The sequence below is a fragment of the Photobacterium alginatilyticum genome (assembly GCF_009910675.1).
GTDB lineage: Bacteria > Pseudomonadota > Gammaproteobacteria > Enterobacterales > Vibrionaceae > Photobacterium > Photobacterium alginatilyticum.
Genome location: NZ_RSEJ01000001.1, coordinates 449514 through 471269, shown reverse-complemented (window position 1 = coordinate 471269; position 21756 = coordinate 449514). Strand labels below are relative to the sequence as shown.

Here is a 21756-nt window from a genome sequence, read left to right as displayed (position 1 = left end):
GGAGTATTTTGAGTATGTCTGTTAGCAGAAGAAGTTTTCTTAAAGGTCTGGCAACCACAAGTGCCGTCTCCGTCATTGGCCCTAGCCTACTGGCTTCAGCCAAGGCAACTGCCGCGGAAACCACCGGTACATGGAAAATGTCGGGCTCACACTGGGGAGCTTTCCGTGCCCACATCTATGCGGGCAAGGTTCAGGAAATCAAACCATTAGAGCTTGATAAGCACCCAACCGATATGATGAACGGCATTAAGGGCATTATTTATAGCCCATCACGTGTCCGTTACCCTATGGTGCGCCTGGACTGGCTGAAAAAGCACAAATACAGTGGCGAAACCCGTGGTAACAACCGCTTCATCCGTGTTACCTGGGATGAGGCGCTGGATCTTTTCTACCGCGAGCTAGAGCGAGTTCAGAAAGATTACGGTCCTTGGGCACTCCATGCTGGTCAAACCGGCTGGCGCCAGACAGGTCAGTTCCACAGCTGTACCAGCCACATGCAACGTGCTGTTGGTATGCACGGTAACTTCATTACCAAAGTGGGTGACTACTCTACGGGTGCCGGACAGACGATCCTGCCTTATATACTCGGGTCAACCGAAGTCTATGCACAAGGTACGTCTTGGTCGGAGATCCTTGACCACAGTAAGAACATCGTGCTTTGGGCAACTGACCCGGTTAAAAACCTGCAGGTTGGCTGGAACTGTGAAACTCACGAGTCATATGCTTACCTGGAAAAATTGAAAGAGAAAGTAGCGAGCGGCGAGATCAACGTCCTTTCAGTTGACCCGGTTAAGAACAAAACTCAGCGTTACCTTGGTAACGACCACATGTACATTAACCCGCAGACTGACGTGGCATTCATGCTTGCAGTAGCGCACACCCTGTACACCGAAGAACTGTACGACAAAAAGTTCATCAAAACATACTGCCTGGGCTTTGATGACTTTGTGCCTTACTTCATGGGAACGAGCAAAGACAAGATCGAGAAGACGCCTGAATGGGCGGCTGAGATCTGTGGTGTCGATGCCGACAAGATCCGTGAATTTGCCCGTATGCTGGTTAATGGCCGCACCCAGATCCTGTTTGGCTGGTGTATCCAACGTCAGGAGCATGGTGAGCAACCATATTGGATGGGTGCTGTTATTGCTGCAATGGTTGGCCAGATTGGTCTGCCTGGCGGTGGCGTCTCCTACGGCCACCACTACAGCTCTATCGGTGTTCCTTCAACAGGCTTCGCTGCACCCGGTGGTTTCCCGCGTAACGTTGACCAAGGCCAAAAGCCTAAATGGGACAACAATGACTTCAATGGCTACAGCCGTACTATCCCGGTTGCTCGTTGGGTTGACTGCCTGCTAGAGCCTGGTAAAGAGATCAAGTACAACGGCTCTAAGGTGATTCTGCCGGACTATAAGATGATGGTGATCAGCGGCAACAACCCTTGGCACCACCACCAGGATCGCAACCGCATGAAGCAAGCGTTCCAGAAGCTGCAGACAGTTGTCACCGTAGACTTCGCCTGGACGGCTACCTGCCGCTTCTCAGATATCGTACTGCCGGCCTGTACGCAGTTCGAACGTAACGATATCGATGTCTACGGCTCATACAGTGGTCGCGGTCTGATTGCCATGCACAAACTGGTTGATCCACTGTATCAGTCTAAGACTGATTTCGAGATTTTCACTGAGCTCTCTCGCCGTTTCGGTCGCCATAAGGAATACACCCGTGGTATGGACGAGATGGAATGGGTACGCAAGCTATACGCTGATTGTCGCGAGGCAAACAAAGCGTCATTCGACATGCCTGAATTTGATGAGTTCTGGGAAAAAGGTGTTCTTGATTTTGGTGAGGGTAAACCATGGGTTCGTCATGCCGACTTCCGTGAAGACCCAGAGATCAATGCACTAGGTACGCCATCAGGCTTCATCGAGATCTCCAGCCGTAAAATCGACCGTTTCGGTTACGAGCACTGTCAGGGCCACCCAATGTGGTTCGAGAAAAGTGAACGATCCCACGGCGGTCCGGGCTCTGAAAAACATCCGTTCTGGATGCAGTCTTGTCACCCTGACAAACGTCTGCACTCCCAGATGTGTGAATCGGAAGAGTACCGCGCAACTTATGCAGTAAAAGGTCGTGAACCGGTTTACATCAACCCGAAAGATGCAGCGGAAAAAGGCATTAAAGATGGCGATATTGTTCGCGTATTTAATGACCGTGGCCAGCTACTTGCGGGGGCTGTGCTCACCGACAGCTATGCACGCGGCGTGATCCGAATCGAAGAAGGTGCATGGTACGGCCCGCTTAACGAGAAGGTCGGTGCAGTTTGTACTTATGGCGACCCGAACACCCTGACTCAGGATATCCCGTCATCCGAGCTTGCTCAGGCAACCAGTGCCAATACTTGTCTGGTTGATTTCGAGAAGTTCACCGGCGAGGTACCACCTGTGACGTCATTCGGCGGACCAATCGAAATACACTAACGTCTGTTGCCAAGAAGTTAGCTAGAAAAGCCATGTAGTAAAAATCTAAGCCCCGAACCCGCTAATTCCAAGCCTGGGTTCGGGGCTTTTGTAAATCAAAACCCTAGTAAACTCAGAAGTAGGACAGCTAGCTTTTAACTGGCGACGTAATCCTGTTCACCCCATTTTGCCTTCTTAACAGCAGGACCAAGCAATAGGAAGATAAAAACAGCAACCAGAGATTAACTCCCCACCAGAATGGATCAAATTCGCTATTAATCGCCCAATACGAAATAGCCATCAGTCCTGCACAAAACATAAGAGAAAGCGAAAACACAGAAAGATAAAGCTCGTTCGCTCGGCTAACATTCCCGAATCTGGCCACCAAGCCAGTTAAGGCAAAAATGATATCTATTGGGAAAAACGACCAATTCCATGCAACGACCAATGGGTTTGTATAATCAGAATACATATACTCCGGTGGAATATACATAACATCTAAAACAACCAAAGATGCAAACACCCAATAGAGAACCATGCCAACTTCGGTAATGGTTAATACAACCCTCTCAAATATCATTAAAGCTCATCCAAAAATACGAATATAATTGCTGGTATAGACAGACCTGCTAAATAGACACAGACAACAGGTGTGTTATTTCCGCAAATGTAACAGCTACAACTTCGCTGCCAGTGCAAAAACCTGCTTACTCCATTTTTCTCGCTGCTGCTCAGATGAGCTAATAACAGGGCCGATATAGGTTGGCGATCCGACTTTGATGCCACAGAACTCCAACACTGTTCTCTTAAGTTGTTTGTAGACCGGATTACCCTGAATCCAACGATAATAAAGAGGCGGTGTATCCATAGTAAGAATAATATCGGCACTTCGCCCGCTAAGAAGCTTGTCTGGAGTCATCTTGCCTTCTTGATATTTAAAGGCAAAACCCGATAAAAAAGTCCTGTCTATCAGCCCTTTTAACTTTGCAGGCATTCCTCCCCACCACACCGGCAAAATAAAGACCACATGCTCGGCCCATTTCAGTAGCGATTGAAATTCACTCAGATCAGCTTCAAGGGGCTGGATTTCATCATAGCCATGGTGCAAGTCAGGCTCGAACGTCAACTCACTGAGAGAAAGCACCTTCACTTGATGCTTATTCTGGCTTGATAAAACATATTGCTCAGTTAACTCATGGCAAAAACTGCTTGCCTTCGGATTTCCATTGATTACCAGTATTTTTCGGCTCATAACGCTCTTCCTCTATAACTGAGGGCAGCATAAACCTTGTCCCTAGGGGAAGAGTCAATAAGCTTTTTACGATTGGTTTATGGATGATTTAAGGCTCTGAAGGCAATACTCAGTTTCAGCACGATATAGAGATATCCGTTCACTCAACGCCTTCAGAGCCTCGTTATCCGTCTTTAAGAGTCAGTGACTTCCTCAGTAGATCCGTAACTCAACACCTGCAGGAGCTATCATCTCGGGACCTTGCCTCAGATGCTGGTCAAAGAATTGAACCAGCAGAGCATTGCTGGCATTGTGCATCACTTTCGAGTCGATGCTGCCAAGAATACCTGCATATTTTAGATATGGGAGGTGGTTCAGAATGCTGAAATTCATGTGCGCAGCCCCCGTAAACACGGCCTCACACCCCCCCCCTGAATTCGCCTTTGCTACCTGCTGATCCATCCAGGAATAATCATGAGTCACGCCTTGCAGCTGAGTGTCAGTCGTATAGACGAAACAAATCGGGGTAGCATTATTTGGGTTTAGCGAGAAGGAATAATGCTGACCGTCTAGGTTAACACCAGCTTTCACACGCTCGTCATTCATTGCCAAATGTGATGCCATAGAGCCGCCGAATGAATGACCAAAAGCGGCTAGTTTGTCGAGATCAAGGTGTCCAGTTAACCGCGTTTGTTGTGTGCCACTGGCAATACTTGGCAGTGCGTCCAGTAATAACTGATTGTTCTCCAGCCACGGTTGGAAATTACTCACCGCCTTACTCATGATCTCTTGCTCATATTGTTGCGCTTTTTGCTGCCATTCAACCAGCGATTGGCTCTGACGTATACGCTCAATATATGTCGAAATACTGTTTGCGATGTCGACATTAAAATCATTAGCACTAATTGCAACGCTCCGCTGCTGAGGCACAAGATCACCATTAACACGCTTCATAATCAGACTATGGCCAGGATGGCCAAGTGCCAGAACCACAAAGCCATGACTGGCCAGCTGCTCCACATTGGTCAAGTTTTGTTGCGCAAAAGAACCGTATCCGTGGTTAAAAAGCAGTACTGGGTGTTGTCCGGCCAGCACCTCTGCATCAATAATCGACTCTGTAGGGCGTTCATCCGTCATCAGCTCTCCGGGAAAACCTTGTTGCTCACCTAACGCTTCGGCTAAATAGGCAGGCATATAGGGTAACCGTTCACCATCTGCATTATTTACTGCAGGATACCAGGCTGTCACATGGACAAAACGCCCCCCATCTTGCACTTCGAACTCCGTTACTCCAACTTTATGCTCACCCTCGGGCTCAGGTATCTCCGGAGGTGGTAACAACAGAACAACTCCCACCAGCAATGCTAAAATGCAAACCAAACCCGCGCTAAGCCGGACAAACCACTTCATATCATTTCCCTTACACATCAATTTGGTAAGGAATTTGACAGCAGTTCCCGTAAGCAGCAAGCGCAATTACGCGTCTACTTTCTGTCTTATCACTTGCATCGAAAGTCTTCGGGTCATTTCACAAAACGTTGGCCAGATATGCATAATTAATCATCAACATCTGAACTCAAATGCGCTTTTTTGCCCCAAATCTTTGTGGCTATCACTTCTTTACCTGTGCAGAAGCTTGCCTCTTCGTGGAAATTAACGATACACTTTTTACAATTCGCTATTAGGGCCGACTAGGTGTTCTTAAGGCACTCATCAATTTCAGTCCGATACATAGATATCTGTTTGTTCATCTCCTTCAGCGCTTCGATTTCGGCATTAACCTTACGTTGCTTATGGTCCAGTAGTTCCATCACTGCATACCAATCGAGCGTGTTGCGGCTAACCACCAGCTGCTGTAACTCCGACAAACTAATCCCTAACTGTTGGGCCTGCTTGATGAGTTTGACAAACTCAACATCCTCGGCATTGTAGACCCGGTAGCTTCCTTCCCGACGGACATGGGTAAGCAGCCCAATGTTTTCGTACAAACGAATGGCCTTTGGCGAGGCACCGGTCCGCTTGGCTATTTCACCGATATACAAAGTCATTTTCCTTATCAAAGCTGCATCAACAACAAATAGTAATATCAGTTTTTAAATCAACAATATACCTATCATTCTCATCAGCAATAGCTTCAACTCCATCACAAGATAGCAGCATGATTTCACTAACCGTCTGAACATTAAAGTGTTTTCACGGTAACTGAGATACCAGCTCGTAGTTACCTACTTTAGGTATACACTTCTTTAAGAGCGCCAACGAGGCATTGCTACAATCTAAGAGGAAGCTGGAGCATGGCAAAAGCATTAATTGTATTGACCAGTCACTCGCAAATGGGTGAGACAGAAGAAAAAACCGGTTTTTGGCTATCAGAACTTACCCACCCCTACTACGCGATTGTCGACCGCGGTATTCAAACCGATATCGTTTCGATCCAGGGCGGCGAAGCCCCTGTTGACCCACGTAGCTGGGACGAAGAAGACAAACTTAATGTACGATTTATGTCGACGCCAGAATTGACCCAACTACTTAAAAACAGTCCTTCGTTGGATGATATCGACCCAAATGACTATCAGGCCATTGTCTTTGCTGGTGGTCACGGAACCATGTGGGATTTCCCCGATGATCCTGATGTACAGGACAAAGCGGCAACCATTTACGAACAAGGTGGAATTGTCGCAGCTATTTGCCATGGCCCAGCCGCTTTGCTCAATATCAAGCTATCTGACGATACGCTGCTTATTGATGGCAAACAGGTCGCTGCTTTTAGCAACGCTGAGGAAGAGGCGGTACAGCTAAACAAGGTTGTCCCGTTTTCTCTTCAGGATGAACTGATTATCAACGGTGCCAAATATATTGAGCAACCAGCATGGAATGCCAATGTCGTTACTGACGGTCGGCTTATTACAGGTCAAAATCCTCAATCTGCAGCGGGGGTCGGAAATGCCGTCTGCGATTTACTGCAGGAGCTTACCTGTTAGGGAGTTGAGTTCAATAGAATTAAGAATTGATGGCAAAGCAGAACGCTCTGCTTTGCCATCTGTCTTATCGATTATTTCTCAGCCTGCGGTTTATAGTAATCATTCTGATAGGCAAGGCTGCCCCAGAGGGCATTGGCTTGCGCCATCTTCACCATCTTTTGCGGCTGCGCCTGTTCAATGAGATCGGAGGTATCCTTATTGTATTCAAAGCCTTTCGGCCCCTTGTCCGGCTGGAAAATAACGACATTGTTATTATCATCCATCCAGGCAAAGTTTTTGTAGAACTGCATCATTGCCCGCAAGTCTTTGCTCTCGATATTTTGGGTCATATCATGACCTATCATCGGGTTATAACTGTCAATACCAATAAGGGACAACAGCGTAGGAGGAAGATCAATCTGGCTGGCCAGTCGCGCGTCCTGTTTCGCCTCGATATCCTTACCAACAATAACAGCTGGAATATGGAAGCTGTCAATAGGCACCAACTGACTGCCATACGCCCGTGAGTCATGGTCAGCGACGACGACAAAAACGGTATCATTCCAATAGTCAGATGCTTTGGCCTGCTTGAAGAACTCCCCCAGAGCATAGTCTGAGTATTTCGCCGCATTTTCTCGCGTTTGTTTCGGTTCATTGTACGGCGTAATACGGCCATCCGGATATTCAAACGGACTGTGGTTTGAAGATGTAAATACTAAGCTGAAAAACGGCTTCTCTGACGTAGCCAGTTTGGTAAATTGCTTATGGGCTTTCTGGTACAAATCTTCATCAGACGCCCCCCAAGAACCAACAAAAGTCGGGTTTACAAAAGTCGGAAAGTCCTGCATGTCCTCAAAGCCGTTACCGAGGAAGAAGCTCTTCATATTATCGAAGTGGCTCTCTCCGCCGTATATAAACTGGGTATGATAGCCCTTACTTCGCAATAAACCCGCAATCGTAAAGAAACCTTTCTGACTCTTGCCCAGTTTAACTACGGCACGTGAAGGTGTTGGCGAGAAACCGGTAATAACCGCTTCAATACCTCGTATCGAACGGGTACCTGTCGAATACATTCGGGTAAAGTTCCATCCCTCTTGCATCAAGCCATCAAGGTTTGGCGTTAGCGGCATGCCCCCCAACCCGCCGACATAGCGAGCCCCGAGGCTTTCCTGCAGCAAGATTACAAGGTTCTTGGGCTTCCCCTTATAACTCGCAGAGTGATAAGCCATTGTCGGGATGTCATCGGAGATAAACGCTTTGCTCTCTCGGCCTGTAGATTGACGGACAAGATCTATAACATCGTCACGATCCATGCTGTCGTAATATTTGCTCGCGCTATCTTCCGCTGACATTTGCTTCACGGCAAACACCATTGAATAAGACGAATTCAGCACTAAATCATTGACTAGCGGATCGGTCGAAAACGAAACCATGGCAGGATTAAGCGGACGGTGACCAAGCGTCGACCTTGCCCCCATAACACCCAGTGCAACAACCAGGAGCCCTAAAGGAATACGCCAGTACCAACGAGGGAAAACAAGCCCGGAGACCAGGTGGCGAGTCAGCTTCCAGCCGAAAAAGACAGTTGCCATGCTAACAACAGCGCCAATGAACAACTCTAATTTATAGCCGCTCCATAGCATACCGAACACTTCTTTCGGATAGGTAAGGTATTCGACAAATAACCGGTTAGGACGAACATCATATTCCATAATAAATGATGGCGTCGCCAGCTCCATGTATACCAGTAGCCATAAACCCGCAACTAGCCATAACCTCAGTATAAACAACCAGGTTCTGCCTATAACGCCCTTACCAGCTAATATACATGTTAATAGTCCGGGTAATATCAGCAGATAACTAAGTGTTGCAATATCTATCCGAATACCGCTAATAATTATATTAAGCCAACCATTTGCATCAGAAACCCGATCGCTTTGCCATAAGCTCAAACCAATACGGGAAAACGAGAGAAGCAAAAGGAAAATTAAAAAAGCGGTAGCAATTGGGTAAATAACACCCAGCCGCTTTCTGACAATATTTGTCATTGTTACATCCTGTAATTTAACCGGGTGTTAAAGAACCATGGTTGAAGAAACGATATACACCCAAGTTAATATCGCCATAATAAGGGTTAGCATCACGGCAGCAGAGCCCATATCTTTCGCCTGGCCGGAAAGTTCATGCTTTTCCATGCCGATACGATCAACAACAGCCTCAATAGCGGAGTTTAATAACTCGATTACAATAACCGCGACCACAGACCCAATCAGTAATAACTTTTCCAGCCCAGATACGGGCAGAAATAGAGCGATAGGAGACAAAATCAAAAATGCGACCAACTCTTGCCTAAATGCAGCTTCGCTGCGCCAGGCAGCACACAGACCTAACCAAGAGTATTTCGTTGCGTAGATTAGGCGAATAAATCCTGTTTGTTTGCTTTTCACACCACACCTGTTTTATACACGTCATAAATATACCTTAATGGCATTATTGGGGTGGAAAATAGGTGAAAAGTTCCCGGCAATATACTTATTTATTCCAGAACCTTTAATCCTGTACCAAATTTAGAAGCAGAATAAAGCATGCAGTTTCATATTAATTCTTATAATTTTCATACATACTGTATAATTCATACTAACTTCTCGTGGCTAGTTGCTGTCAAGGAAACTAAACATGTCAAGTTTGTAACTGGCCGCACGCATTCCTTCTCCTCTTCCTTAGCTCCTGCCTAGCTGTCAGAGATCACTTCACACAGACTTGCATACCATTCATGTGATCATGACGATAAATTCCCGCTATCGATATGCGCCTTTTTTCATTGCTACACTATACTGTTAGCAGATAGGTGTTCAATGACATCATGGATGATATATGAAGCTAGCTTTTCTCCGCTTTTTGGCACTGCTACTGCCGTTATTATCAATAACAGCAGCGGCTGCTTTCTATATCTATCATGGTGATGTGATCCAGCTAGAGCAACGGATACAGGAGAGAGAACGCAGTCTTCACCAATCGGCCCTGCATATCACACGGCTGCATTTCGCCCCCATTATTGATGATCTTCGCTACCTGACTCAGAAAGCCAATGAAGTCAGTATCAGCACTCACAGTAGCAACGAAAAGAAAGATATTCTTGCCAATACCTTCAAGCGCATGACCCAGACTCGAGCCTATTACGATCAAATAAGACTAATTAATGCTCAAGGCCAAGAAGTTATTCGTATCAATATGAAAGACGACCAGGCATATCGTGTTCAGGAAAGCCAGCTTCAGAATAAAAGTCGACGGCCATATGTACAGGAGTCACTGAAGATCAATCCCGGCACTTTCTATACTTCACAGTTTGACTTAAACATAGAAAATGGTGAAATTGAAACGCCCATTAAACCTATGCTTCGCTTTATCAGTCACTTTACTATCAACGGTGAAAGCTGGCTAATCGCACTTAATTATCTCGGGCGCGATTATCTGACTGAGCTGGATAACCAATATAACTGGAACAGCGGACAATCTTGGCTTATCAATAACCAAGGGCGCTGGCTGCTGGGCCCTACATCAGACAGTGCCTGGCAGTTCATGCCATCACGGCAGAAAACAAACGGACAAGACTTCTTCGAAGCCCACCCTAAGCTGTGGGAGAAAATCCAGAAAGGTGAAAGCGGGCAGATCCTCCAACAGGATCATCTCTATACCTTTACCCGATTTTTCTCTGGTGACAGGTTCTTAGGAGATGAGCTTTTCACGCTTCCTTTTGATGGTACAGATCTACCATGGACAATCATTTCGCACATCAACATGAATGAAGCGGTTTTTGACCTTGCATTTTCGCAACAGCGAATTGTGAAGTTTACTATTTTCTCCCTCTTGATCATGACATTGGTTTCGGGCTGTATTGTCCTGGCCTGGCATCTTTCGCAAATGCTCCGTCATGAAAAGCGGCTAAAACAGAACATCGAGGATGTTGCACTTCAATATGCCACTGTACTGGAGCATGCCCCTGACGGGCTCATTACAGTCAATCAAGATATGACGATCAATACCATCAACAAAGCTGCAGCGCATATTCTTAATATCAATGACCAGTCTGCCAAGGGAAAGAGCCTTCTAAAACTCATCAGCGGACACAAAAACCGCGAACAAATCAGGCAACTGGTTGACGACGTTCACGAAAATAAGACCAGAAACAATCCGCGGCCGGTAAAAACACGCATCCAGCTAAGAAATCTGAAGACCCGACACATAGAGTTTGTAGCAACCGAGACAACCTACAGTTCAAGCAGTGAAATCCTGCTGAACTTCAGAGATGTGACTTACTGGATTGAACGCGAGGAAAAGCTTAAAAGCATGTCTCGCGCTCTAGAACAGAGCAATGATTCGATTATCATCACCAACCATCGCGGCATTATTGAATACGTCAACCGAGCTTTTGAAAAATTCACAGGCATGAAATCCGAAGATATCATTGGTTCCCAGTCATCCAACCTTCTCAAGCGAACACTGAATGATGAAAAAGATGTCAGAGAAGTTCAGAAGCAATTAAAAGATGGTCAGACAATCCAGCGTGTACTCGCACGAAGACAGAAGGACGACTGTATTCTCTACGAAGAAAAAACCATTTCCCCTATCCTTAACAACCGAGGAAAAATAAGCCACTATATTTCAACAGGGAAAGATATCACTGAACGCGTACTGTTCGAGAGTAAGCTGCACAAACTCGCTCACTACGATATCTTAACCGAGCTACCCAACCGAACGCTGCTCCAGCAATATCTGGAAAAAGCCATCGAAGATGCCAAAACAAGCCACAGCAGCATAGCTTTATTCGCCATCGACCTTGACCATTTTAAGAAAATCAACGATTCGCTAAGCCATGAAACCGGAGACAAAGTCCTCCTCGCGGTTTCAAAGCGCATCAGCAATTCGCTACGCGGCGATGATCTTCTCGCTCGATTAGGTGGAGACGAGTTCGCCATCATCATCAAACAAGAGGTGGAGCCCGAGAATCTGGTCAATATGGCAAACCGTATTATTCATCATATCAGCGAGCCACTTTGTATAGACAACAAAGAGCTGTTTATTACTGCCAGCATGGGAATTAGTCTGTACCCCGATGACAGCGATAGTGTGGAGACCTTATTCAAGAATGCTGACATTGCCCTATATCGTGCCAAAGAAGAGAGCCGTAACAAATTCTGCTTCTTTACCCAGCAAATGGGGCTGGACAGTATCAAGCGTATCCAGCTTGAATCTGAGTTAAGAAAAACAATTGGCACCCCTCGATACCAGTTCTACTACCAACCCAAAGTGAATGCGATCACCCACGACCTCTGCGGTATCGAAGCCCTGCTTCGTTGGGAAGACGAAAATGGCGAAATACAGTCTCCACTTGATATCATCCCTATTCTTGAATATTCCGGGCTCATTATCGAAGTGGGAGAAGACCTGATCCAACGAGCATGCCGTCAGCTAAAACAGTGGCAAGAAGACAACCATTTACTTCATTTTGCCCTCAACATTTCTGCTCGCCAGTTACTGAACTCCAACATAGTCGAGACGGTAAGCATGGCGATCGAGGAAACTGGCTGCGACCCGCAATATCTAGAACTTGAAATCACGGAGAGCGTAATCATGGCGGATGTCAAAGCAGCACTGAGTAAATTAAGAGGGCTGGAGGCACTTGGCGTTAAAATCGCTATCGATGATTTTGGTACCGGTTATTCATCGTTAGCCTATCTCAGCCGTTTCCCGGTCCATATCCTGAAAGTTGATCGTGAGTTTGTTAAGGATCTGCCTAAAAACAAGGATAACATTACGATTACTCGTTCTATCGTTGAGCTTGCCCATAACCTCGAGATGATTGTTGTTGCCGAGGGTGTAGAAACCGAGGCACAAGAGCAATTCCTAGCCAGCATTGGGGTAGAAGAATTTCAAGGATATTACTTTGGCGCCCCAATGCCACTAAAAGACTTTGAGCAGCAGTACCTCACCTTGCCAGATCCACAGCTTATCAGTGAGCAGATTTGTCAGGGTATATAATCGGCGAATAGCATTTGTTGCTTCCCACGTTCAAGCATATAATCGATGTAATCGCACCAAGTAATACCAAATAGCCTGACAGGTAATATTATGAGTTTTAGTGACCACTTAGATAACTTCCTTAAACAACGTGACCAAAAAGCTCAACCTTCTGCCAAGGGGGCATTTCGCCGCCAGTATACTGTCCAGGAGCCAACCAACCAAAGTGTAGCCCGCGAAGCGATAGCAAAGGCACAAGAAGATGCTTCTGAGCAAGCAACGATAGACACCAAGGCCCCCCATATCAGGGTCAATGGTCGATGTGTGACTGAAAGTGAAGCACAGGCACTTGAACAACTAAAAGTTGACGCAGCACCAGCCAACCCAAATCGCATTGACTATATTAAGCGGCTTAGAAAAGAGCTGAAACTTAAAAAACGCTCTTAGTCGAAATATACCGTGCTTAAATCATCGCGCTAATCAGCAATTCAATCGTTATACCTAAGCGAGTTAGCGCTCTTCTCTGCACTTCACCTCCCTAATGCTTCAACTCTTTCAATTCATCAACCATAATACTTGTATCCAAGCGTAAATTTTATTAATTGAACAATATACAACCCGCAAAACCGTACAAAAAACAAACAGAAACTAGTGAAGCCAAGGATAGATTGAATGCTAAGAAAATATTTCGTTGAAAATTTCAAAAATAAAACCGACTAAAAATAAAGCTATCTGAACACTTTTCATACTTGCAAGTAAATATACGCTTTTTTTATATTTCCAGCACGCCCATCAACAAAACACTCACATCAACAGTTCATCTGCTTTTTTTTATCAAAATGAGCATCAAGTTGATAGTTTTTATCTAAGCCATTGTATATAAAGACATTTATATATTTTGATATGTTCACACACGTGTGGTTCATGAAATATCAAATTTCATTCAATTATTTACAAACACCCTTTCAACAACACAAACATAATTACAATTAAAAACAATACCAAAACAACACACACAAAACACAAAACCAGCAAGCCACAAAAAGCAACATTACACACAATTCAACAACCAAGCATCTACACCAATTGCTATTCAATTGCAATATAGGCAGGGCGCTTTTTAAGGGTTAAAATTGCCGTCTAAAAAAGTATGTAAAGACATTATCATGAACTCATTAATTCAAATTAACGAGCTGGAATCTCTGCTCATTGCAATTATCGTACTTTTTCTTGGCTACTTTATTAATAGCAAAGTTAAGGTTCTAAGAAAGTATAATATTCCAGAACCCATAGTCGGTGGCCTCATAGTCGCTGTAATTATTACTATCCTTCATCAGCAAGGTATTGATGTTTCATTCAAGTTAAGCATCAAAGACACTCTGATGCAGATGTTTTTTGCGACTGTCGGACTAGCAGCCAGCTTTAAACTGCTAGCCAAAGGTGGGTCGCGCGTATTTTTGTTCCTCGGTATTGCGACCCTCTATATCACCATCCAGAATGCTGTCGGCGTTAGCCTGAGCTCTCTGCTGGGCCTAGACCCCCTTCTCGGCCTCATTGTTGGCTCTATTACGCTTTCTGGCGGCCACGGTACTGGGGCTGCATGGTCACAAACATTCGCGGACAGCTTCGGGCTGCATACGCTTGAGCTCTCGATGGCGGCTGCAACATTTGGCCTGATTATGGGCGGGATCATTGGCGGCCCGGTCGCTCAGCGACTGATCAACAAGCACAAGCTGAAGTCCGAATTCGGTGGCGGTGAACATCACCATATCGAGCACCCGGATCTGGTTACCTATAGTGATCACGAAGAAGACCGCATCACGGCCAAAAATACAATTGAAATTCTCTTTATCCTGCTTATATGCGTTGCCGGTGCAGCACACGTTAAAGAGTTTATCGACGGATTCGGAATAAGCTGGCTTCGCATCCCAGACTTTGTCTACGCCCTCTTCATCGGTGTTTTCATTACCAACCTATGCGAAACCACCAAGCTCTACAAAGTAAACAACGAAACGGTTGATGCGCTGGGAACTATCTCCCTGTCCTTGTTCCTGGCCATGGCTCTAATGAGCCTGCAGCTTTGGGAACTGCTTGAGCTTGCATTGCCGATGTTGCTGATCCTCTCGGTGCAAACAGTAACACTGGCCATTTTTGCCTACTTCATTACCTTCAGACTGATGGGCAAGAGCTATGACGCCGCGATAATCGCCGGTGGCCACTGTGGCTTTGGTATGGGTGCAACACCGACAGCCGTGATGAACATGGGATCACTGGTATCCAGAAATGGCCCTTCACCACAAGCATTTATGGTGGTGCCAATCGTTGGTGCATTCTTCATTGATATTGCCAACCTGATTGTGCTGCAGACTTATATCAGCTTCATCCAATAATCTGCGCTAAATCACAAAAAGGCCAAGTGACATTGTCACTTGGCCTTTTTTGTTCGCTCTGCTGTCGCATCAACGATTTTTCGTTCTATTATTAATAAAAACAGAACAACAAACTTTCGTGATTCACACCAATAATACGGATTATCATTCTTTATTTGGTTAATTATGCGCAACTAAACTCTTATATCATCGGGCTTTTGCAAGTTGGTATGATCATAACAAAACCAAAGAAAAAGCAGGGCTTCACACACAAATAGTATGGAGTATTAAGATGTTAGGTGAAAATCACGCACTCTACATTGAGTTTCCTGAACTACAAGGCAAAATCCAGCAGCTAAAAATGGCTGATGAAAACTTCAAAGCTATGTCAGACAGATACCACAAACTCGACCATAGGATACGAGGACTAGAAGGAAACAACATCCCTACTGAAGATTCACATTTTTCCCAACTCAAACTGGAACGGGCTCAACTGAAGGACAGAATCTACAGCATCTTAACCAATTAGGCGTTTGCTAACAGGCTAGGTGGCAGCAGCAGCTGTCGTTTCCCTTACTTAGATAATCCCCCATTCGTTAGAACGGGGGGTTATTCACTTCCCCTACTCGCACCAGCTCTGGCCATTCGGGCATTCAGCAGACCAGAAGCATTTGTAACAATGCTATTTCCAGCCATTTTCAATTCAAAAAAAGTTGATAGAATCCGCGCACCTTATCGAGGTTGCAACTTTTGTTGATAAAGCGATGCAGATCCTGCTTGTCGCAGGTGTCCTGCAAGACCGTCTGGGGCCACGCCTCATCCTTATCTTGGGCACCATTAGGTTAGCCTTGGCTGGTTGTTGCCACGGTTGGCGTTGATACTGTCGGTTTTTTATTTCTCAACTTTATACAACCTAGGACTTAGGAAAATCACTTTTTTGCTTAACCTCTTATTAGTAATACACCTTCTTATTTTCAATTACCTTTCATATTAATGTTTTATAAATAACACGGCTCATAAATAATAAATTGTCTTCAATTTATTTATATTAATCACCACTGATAAAAATTCACCAAATCTAAAATTTTTGCCTTACTCCATGTCTTTTAATTCCCACATTTAATAACAACATTTATGTGGTTTCCGGTCATTATTAAATGGCAGTACACATTTAACTCTAACTATAAACACTTCAAGCAACCCATTGGGGATTTTTCAGGAGCAAACAATGGAAAATAATAATATGCGAAAACGCGCCCGGCTAGGCGTATTTATCGCAGCAACGGGTCTGCTCGCGGCTTCCATACAACAAGCCGTGGCAGCATCCCCCGAAAAGCCAAGCAGTTATCTTCCCGATAACCTCCCCCCTGTTCCCGGCATCGAAGAATACATAAAAGACTATGATGCTGCGATTAAACTCGGGAAAGCGTTCTTTTGGGATATGCAAACCGGTAGCCAAGGCCAGAGCTGTGGTAGTTGTCACTTCTCGGCAGGGGCTGACATTCGCGCCAAAAACCAAATAAGCCCTGGTGTACTCAGCACCATAGTCGAAAACCAGGACAAATTTAACTACGACGGTTACCCTGAGCTACCTTCAGGGGGTAAGGGCGGACCTAACTACACGTTAACTAAAGATGATTTCCCGTTATACCAACTCGAAGATATCAGAGACAGGGATTCCAATGTCGTTTACGAGACTGATGATGTTATATCATCACAAGGTGTTTCCTTTGCCAAATTTAAAGACCTCGAAGGTAACCACTACGGGTCTGAATTTGAAGACGGCAAAGAGCGTTGCGAGAACCTGACGGATATCTTCCACGTCAATAACCTCAATACTCGACGGGTTGAGCCTCGAAACACACCAACTGTTATTAATGCCGTTTATAACTTCCGTAACTTCTGGGATGGGCGGGCAAATAACATATTTAACGGTGTCGACCCGTTTGGACCTCATAATGAAGACGCCTATGTCCTTTATTATGATCGGAAGCATGGCAAAACAGTCCCTAAAAAAACACACCTTATTAACTCAAGCCTTGCCTCTCAGGCCGTGGGACCTCCAGGCAGTAACTTTGAAATGACCTGTGACGGCAAACCGTTCAAGGCCATGGCGAAAAAATTGCTTCGCTTGATACCATTAGGATTGCAGGAAGTACATCCAAACGACAGTGCCTTGGGTTATTTGAGTGCCTACCCCGCCAAAGGGTTGAAAACTGACTACCGTACACTTATCAGAGAGGCCTTCCACGAAGAGTATTGGATGAGCCCGCGCCATGACGAAGATGGCTATACCCAGATCGAACATAACTTCTCGCTATTCTGGGGACTGGCAATCCAGATGTACGAAAGTACTCTTGTCTCACTCGGCCATTCGAAGTTTGAAAAAGGAGAAGATCTAACTCCGCTCGAACTGCAAGGTGCGCAAATCTTCAGTAGCTTTGGTGGTCCCAATGCAGGTCGCTGTATCGGCTGTCACGGAGGTCCGGCATTTAGCCAGGCAACTCTGCACCTAACCGGAAACACAGGCGCCGTTATCACTCAAGGACCTGTAGGTCCGACATTTGCGCAGGCAGTCCGCGATAGAGGATTTATGAACATTGGTGTAAGACCAACAGTTGATGATCTCGGCCTTGGTGGACTGAGTAACTTTGGCTATCCATTGTCATTTACTCGCCAGGCGCAAAACGGTGAAACTCCGGATGGCGAGCTTATCAGCGGGCCTGTCGATCCATCAGCAAGAACAGCGATAGATGGTGCGTTTAAGATCCCGCTTCTGCACAACATCGAGTTAACCGGGCCATTTATGCACAATGGTAGCCTGGCAACACTAGAGGAAGTCGTCGACTTCTACTTCCGCGGAGGTAACCGCCGGCTGGATCCAAACAACCCTATCGGCGATAATTCTGGCCATGGTGGCACGGCTTCCAACCTAGTGTTTAACCTAGGTCCACTACCTCACCTGAACGATGATCACAAGAAAGCCCTGGTGGCCTTCCTGAAGTCACTGACCGATGAACGTGTTCGTTGGGAAAAGGCACCATTTGACCATCCACAGCTATTCATTCCTGTCGGTCACGTAGGTGATGAATACAGTGTACAGGATGACGGTACCGGTAAGGCTGAGGTACAGTGGGTAGAGGTTCCAAGTGTTGGTAAAGAAGGCCGTTATGCTGAAAACCTTCCTCCTATTAAAGGATTCCTGGAAGAAAGCAGCGAAGAACCGGAAGCCTATGATGACTATGCCGAAGTCAAATACCCTCATGAGGTTACCATCAACCTGATGGCAAATGACAAGGCAGGTAGCGCACCACTAGACTACTCATCTGTGAAAATTGTTGAAGCACCTGACATGCGTTACGGTGTGCTGACAAATCACGGTGACGGTAAAGTGAGCTACCGCCCAATGCGGAACATGGATACGAGCTTTACTTATCAAATTAAAGATAAAGATGGCTTATTCTCCAGCCCTGCCAAGGTTGAGATAAAAGTTTCACGTTAAACTACAGTAATGCTTAACGCTAATAAAAAGCCCGATATATAAATATCGGGCTTTTCATTGCTGCGTACTTAGCTTGAAGTAGGCATTAACTGATAGCGATACCAGCATAGTTTCATTAACCAGCTCTTCTACATCAAACGTAATATCACCATCAGTATTAATTCTGTCTAACTGGGTTTGAGTAGCTCGTTTATTCTAGATGTTTCTTTAATTGCTTCAGGCACTGTTCAAAACCAAGTAACTCGCTGTACTTTTGGGTTTTATCAACCAACTGATGACGAATAATAGGAGCCTCAACGGAACCATCAAGCATCAGATTATCGATTAATCCAAAGTTTTCCAGTGTCATTTGCTGCTGGTCAACAAATAGTTCATCAGACAAGCGATTTACACCCGGCAGTTCTTCGATGTTACGTTGCAGGAAAAAACGCTCATCATTGGAATAAGCAAAAACAGGTTTGCCTAGCCCTCGAGCTAATCCCATTTCATAGGCTGTACCGACATCACAACTGCAACCTCGAAAAGGGGTAATGTTAGCGATGATTGCATCTGCTTCTTGGATAAGCTTTTCATTGGCTCTTGCAATCATGAGACCGTTTTCCTGTGGATTATTTGCGTTAAGTTCAAGCACATTGTCCAGCGGGTAAAGCCCTTGGAATCCATAAAGTCCACAGAGTTTTTTCTTATATTCACCAATTTCAGTGGCATTTTGTAGAAAGACTTCAGGGCCGGCCAGATAGATTTTATTCATGATTTCACTTGTTGTTTATTATAATAAATAAAAATTAAAGTACTGCGTACTGCTTATTGATTGCATTCTTTAATACACGTCAATGAAATAGTATCTAGTATTTTACCTTTGCCCTAATGAACATATCTAAAAAGCTATTAGTTTAATTTTCATTATTAAACAAAGCCTTAAGATAGAGTAATTACTCTATCTTAAGATGAGATTGATCAATTGATTTCATGAGAAAATCACTATATTTTACTTGTATCCTTTGACTCAAGCCGGCTATTGAGGGAAGCAGCAATCCATGTATTTCCACCAGAATACCACACCATCTGTTGGCTGCTACGAAGCAATCTGCAGCTTCCATAACCTAGCATAAACACCGTCCTGCAACAGCAATTCATCATGAGTACCTTGCTCGACAACCTCTCCGTGCTCAATCACCAAAATCCGATCGGCATACCGTAGTGTATTCAAACGATGCGCAATACTGATCACAGTCCGCCCCTTCGAGATCGCCCCCATATTTTCCATAACCGCAGCTTCCGACTCGTAATCTAGTGCACTGGTAGCCTCATCCAACAACAAAATACCCGGATTGGTCAGCAATGCACGGGCCAAAGCTACCCGCTGCCGCTGACCACCCGACAGACGGGCCCCCTTCTCCCCCACCTGGGTGTTATACCCCTGGGGCATATCACGAATAAAGTCATCAGCACCGGCCAGCATAGCAACTTCAACCACCTCGCCCTCACTGGCTTGTGGACGGCACAGCCGGATGTTTTCAGCGATGGTGCCGGAGAAAAGTAAGCTTTCCTGAAGAACCACACTCATATTACGACGCAGCGCCACGGGATCAGCGATCGCCAAATCAATTCCATCGACCAAAACCTGTCCATGCTGGGGCACATACAGGCGCTGTAACAAACGGGTCAAGGTAGATTTCCCCGAGCCGGAAGGTCCGGTAATACCAACAAACTCACCGGGTTTAATCTCAACGTTCAGGTTGCGCAGCACTTCCTGAGCATCCTCGCTGTAGCGGAACCGCACACCCTTGAATGTGACACCACCACGCAACTTAGGTACCGATGCCAAACCACCGCAACCTTCCTCTGTCTCTTCATCAAGGATATCACCCACCCGGCGCAAAGATATCAGCGTATGCTGGAAATCCTGCCACATCTGTGCCAAACGCAGGATCGGTTGAGTCACGTGACCGGATAGCATATTGAATGCCACTAACTCACCAGGGCTTAGAACCCCATCCATCACCAGAGTAACCCCCCACCAAAGTACCAAAGCCGAGGTCAGTTTTTGAATCAGCCCAATACCTTGTCCGGCCCAAATACCAACAACCTTGGCACGAAACGAAGCACGCACAAAACTCGCTAACTGTCGCTCCCACTGGTGCAAAAAGCCAGATTCAGTCGCAGTAGTCTTGACGGTTTCAATCCCGGTTACAGACTCGATCAAGAACGCGGTATTATCAGCACTTAGCTCATATTCTTGCAGTACACGAGCTCGCAGCACCGGTCCCACCCCCAACCAAAACAAAAAATACACCGCTAGTGAGCCGAGTACTATCCAGGTAAGCTTTGGGGCATAACCAAACATAACCGCGACAAACAGGCCGATAAACGCAAGATCAAGCACCATAGTCAGTGCCGAACCAGTCAGGAACTGGCGGATCTGATTCATCTCGCGAACGCGTGCAATAATCTGACCTGTCTGACGCTGTTGGAAATAACTCAATGGTAGCGACACAAGGTGCTGGTAGAGCCGACTGGACAGCTCTGAGTTCACCTTACTGGCAAGATTCGCGAACAACCAGGAACGCATAAAGCCATAAAGCGGTTCGAACACTGCCAGTGCCAGCATCGCTATCCCCAATACCTGCAGGCTGGATAAACTACGGCTGATCAAAACCCGATCGATCACGTTCTCAAACAACATTGGCGTTACCAGTGCGATCACCTGCATCATTAAAGACACCAGCAACACGTTACGGAATTGAGCAACGTGCTTACGCACAGACGGAATAAACCAGCTAAAACCGAATTTCTGCTTCTTCGGGATATCGCCCATCTCTGCCAGTAACACCGCCTCTCCGTGCCAATGTTTGGCAAAGGCCTGTAACGGATAGCTACGGCATTTATCTGTCGTCGGGTGATACAGGGTAACCAAGGTGTCATCAAACGACTCCAGCACCAGCCAACCTTGATCGGTATAGAGCAAAATCGGCAGCGGCAGCGCCTGCAAGCGATCAAGACCAGTGGTGATGCGCCGCGCCCGAAGACCTATCCAGCGTGCACAGCGACAAAGGTCTTTGCTATCAACGTCCCCTTCACTAAGACCTAGTTGATGGTTCAGCTGGGATGCCTCTACCGGTAAATTAAAGCTATGAGCTGCGCGTACCAGCGCCAGCAATGCAGGATCTATCGATTGCTCGGCCTTGGCAATCACCGCATCCATCTCAAACTGTTCGAC

At 45.9% G+C, this 21756-nt stretch carries 15 protein-coding genes; 7 read left to right on the top strand and 8 right to left on the bottom strand.

Annotated elements, in window-relative coordinates; genetic code table 11:
* Nucleotides 1–14: 14 nt before the first annotated feature.
* Nucleotides 15–2477: a trimethylamine-N-oxide reductase TorA gene (gene torA, locus EIZ48_RS01905; protein WP_160648422.1), complete on the top strand. Its 2463-nt coding sequence runs from the start codon at nucleotides 15–17 to the stop codon at nucleotides 2475–2477.
* A 127-nt stretch (nucleotides 2478–2604) separates the two neighbouring features.
* Here torA and EIZ48_RS01900 read toward each other — a convergent pair whose 3' ends face one another.
* The 4 genes from EIZ48_RS01900 to EIZ48_RS01885 all read right to left on the bottom strand — a co-directional run bounded on the left by EIZ48_RS01900 (nucleotide 2605) and on the right by EIZ48_RS01885 (nucleotide 5735).
* Nucleotides 2605–3036 (bottom strand): DUF5360 family protein, encoded by a 432-nt coding sequence (locus tag EIZ48_RS01900; RefSeq protein WP_160648421.1) that lies wholly within the window; start codon nucleotides 3034–3036, stop codon nucleotides 2605–2607.
* Between the two features lie 96 nt (nucleotides 3037–3132).
* Entirely contained in the window at nucleotides 3133–3708 is a 576-nt protein-coding gene (locus tag EIZ48_RS01895; protein ID WP_160648420.1) for an NAD(P)H-dependent oxidoreductase, read from the bottom strand.
* 192 nt (nucleotides 3709–3900) lie between these two features.
* Complete coding sequence (locus tag EIZ48_RS01890; protein WP_160648419.1) at nucleotides 3901–5097, bottom strand: alpha/beta hydrolase family protein; 1197 nt, start codon at nucleotides 5095–5097, stop codon at nucleotides 3901–3903.
* 281 nt (nucleotides 5098–5378) lie between these two features.
* Nucleotides 5379–5735: a MerR family transcriptional regulator gene (locus tag EIZ48_RS01885; protein WP_240152830.1), complete on the bottom strand. Its 357-nt coding sequence runs from the start codon at nucleotides 5733–5735 to the stop codon at nucleotides 5379–5381.
* A 246-nt stretch (nucleotides 5736–5981) separates the two neighbouring features.
* Between EIZ48_RS01885 and EIZ48_RS01880 the strand changes: the two genes are divergently transcribed.
* Complete coding sequence (locus tag EIZ48_RS01880; RefSeq protein ID WP_192928421.1) at nucleotides 5982–6668, top strand: type 1 glutamine amidotransferase domain-containing protein; 687 nt, start codon at nucleotides 5982–5984, stop codon at nucleotides 6666–6668.
* A gap of 71 nt (nucleotides 6669–6739) precedes the next feature.
* Here EIZ48_RS01880 and EIZ48_RS01875 read toward each other — a convergent pair whose 3' ends face one another.
* Nucleotides 6740–8695, bottom strand: a complete 1956-nt coding sequence (locus EIZ48_RS01875; protein WP_160648418.1) for an LTA synthase family protein — start codon at nucleotides 8693–8695, stop codon at nucleotides 6740–6742.
* 27 nt (nucleotides 8696–8722) lie between these two features.
* Nucleotides 8723–9094: a diacylglycerol kinase gene (locus EIZ48_RS01870; protein ID WP_160648417.1), complete on the bottom strand. Its 372-nt coding sequence runs from the start codon at nucleotides 9092–9094 to the stop codon at nucleotides 8723–8725.
* Between the two features lie 427 nt (nucleotides 9095–9521).
* On the opposite strand from EIZ48_RS01870, the gene EIZ48_RS01865 reads away from it, so the two are divergent.
* The 5 genes from EIZ48_RS01865 to EIZ48_RS01840 all read left to right on the top strand — a co-directional run bounded on the left by EIZ48_RS01865 (nucleotide 9522) and on the right by EIZ48_RS01840 (nucleotide 18536).
* A complete protein-coding gene (locus EIZ48_RS01865; RefSeq protein ID WP_160648416.1) occupies nucleotides 9522–12686 on the top strand; it encodes a sensor domain-containing protein in 3165 nt (1054 codons plus the stop codon).
* A 90-nt stretch (nucleotides 12687–12776) separates the two neighbouring features.
* The gene (locus EIZ48_RS01860; protein ID WP_160648415.1) at nucleotides 12777–13112 is read left to right on the top strand and encodes a hypothetical protein; all 336 of its coding nucleotides are present in this window, start codon (nucleotides 12777–12779) and stop codon (nucleotides 13110–13112) included.
* 719 nt (nucleotides 13113–13831) lie between these two features.
* Entirely contained in the window at nucleotides 13832–15055 is a 1224-nt protein-coding gene (gene gltS / locus EIZ48_RS01855) for a sodium/glutamate symporter (RefSeq protein ID WP_160648414.1), read from the top strand.
* A gap of 271 nt (nucleotides 15056–15326) precedes the next feature.
* Nucleotides 15327–15563 carry an HP1242/YdcH family protein gene (locus EIZ48_RS01850; protein WP_160648413.1) on the top strand — a complete coding sequence of 79 codons (237 nt, stop codon included), beginning with the start codon at nucleotides 15327–15329 and terminating at the stop codon, nucleotides 15561–15563.
* 699 nt (nucleotides 15564–16262) lie between these two features.
* Nucleotides 16263–18536, top strand: a complete 2274-nt coding sequence (locus EIZ48_RS01840) for a cytochrome c peroxidase (protein ID WP_160648411.1) — start codon at nucleotides 16263–16265, stop codon at nucleotides 18534–18536.
* 190 nt (nucleotides 18537–18726) lie between these two features.
* Here EIZ48_RS01840 and EIZ48_RS01835 read toward each other — a convergent pair whose 3' ends face one another.
* Together EIZ48_RS01835 and EIZ48_RS01830 are read right to left on the bottom strand one after the other, a co-directional pair.
* Complete coding sequence (locus EIZ48_RS01835) at nucleotides 18727–19287, bottom strand: nucleoside 2-deoxyribosyltransferase (protein WP_160648410.1); 561 nt, start codon at nucleotides 19285–19287, stop codon at nucleotides 18727–18729.
* 324 nt (nucleotides 19288–19611) lie between these two features.
* The gene (locus EIZ48_RS01830) at nucleotides 19612–21741 is read right to left on the bottom strand and encodes a type I secretion system permease/ATPase (RefSeq protein WP_160648511.1); all 2130 of its coding nucleotides are present in this window, start codon (nucleotides 21739–21741) and stop codon (nucleotides 19612–19614) included.
* Between the last annotated feature and the right edge of the window lie 15 nt (nucleotides 21742–21756).

Excerpts from the sequence above, each read along its gene's own strand:
- EIZ48_RS01850 (WP_160648413.1), top strand. The coding sequence starts at position 15,327 with ATGTTAGGTGAAAATCACGCACTCTACATTGAGTTTCCTGAACTACAA.
- EIZ48_RS01890 (WP_160648419.1), bottom strand. The coding sequence starts at position 5,097 with ATGAAGTGGTTTGTCCGGCTTAGCGCGGGTTTGGTTTGCATTTTAGCA.
- gltS (WP_160648414.1), top strand. The coding sequence starts at position 13,832 with ATGAACTCATTAATTCAAATTAACGAGCTGGAATCTCTGCTCATTGCA.
- EIZ48_RS01885 (WP_240152830.1), bottom strand. The coding sequence starts at position 5,735 with ATGACTTTGTATATCGGTGAAATAGCCAAGCGGACCGGTGCCTCGCCA.
- torA (WP_160648422.1), top strand. The coding sequence starts at position 15 with ATGTCTGTTAGCAGAAGAAGTTTTCTTAAAGGTCTGGCAACCACAAGT.
- EIZ48_RS01865 (WP_160648416.1), top strand. The coding sequence starts at position 9,522 with ATGAAGCTAGCTTTTCTCCGCTTTTTGGCACTGCTACTGCCGTTATTA.
- EIZ48_RS01860 (WP_160648415.1), top strand. The coding sequence starts at position 12,777 with ATGAGTTTTAGTGACCACTTAGATAACTTCCTTAAACAACGTGACCAA.
- EIZ48_RS01830 (WP_160648511.1), bottom strand. The coding sequence starts at position 21,741 with ATGGATGCGGTGATTGCCAAGGCCGAGCAATCGATAGATCCTGCATTG.
- EIZ48_RS01875 (WP_160648418.1), bottom strand. The coding sequence starts at position 8,695 with ATGACAAATATTGTCAGAAAGCGGCTGGGTGTTATTTACCCAATTGCT.
- EIZ48_RS01840 (WP_160648411.1), top strand. The coding sequence starts at position 16,263 with ATGGAAAATAATAATATGCGAAAACGCGCCCGGCTAGGCGTATTTATC.
- EIZ48_RS01880 (WP_192928421.1), top strand. The coding sequence starts at position 5,982 with ATGGCAAAAGCATTAATTGTATTGACCAGTCACTCGCAAATGGGTGAG.
- EIZ48_RS01895 (WP_160648420.1), bottom strand. The coding sequence starts at position 3,708 with ATGAGCCGAAAAATACTGGTAATCAATGGAAATCCGAAGGCAAGCAGT.
- EIZ48_RS01835 (WP_160648410.1), bottom strand. The coding sequence starts at position 19,287 with ATGAATAAAATCTATCTGGCCGGCCCTGAAGTCTTTCTACAAAATGCC.
- EIZ48_RS01900 (WP_160648421.1), bottom strand. The coding sequence starts at position 3,036 with ATGATATTTGAGAGGGTTGTATTAACCATTACCGAAGTTGGCATGGTT.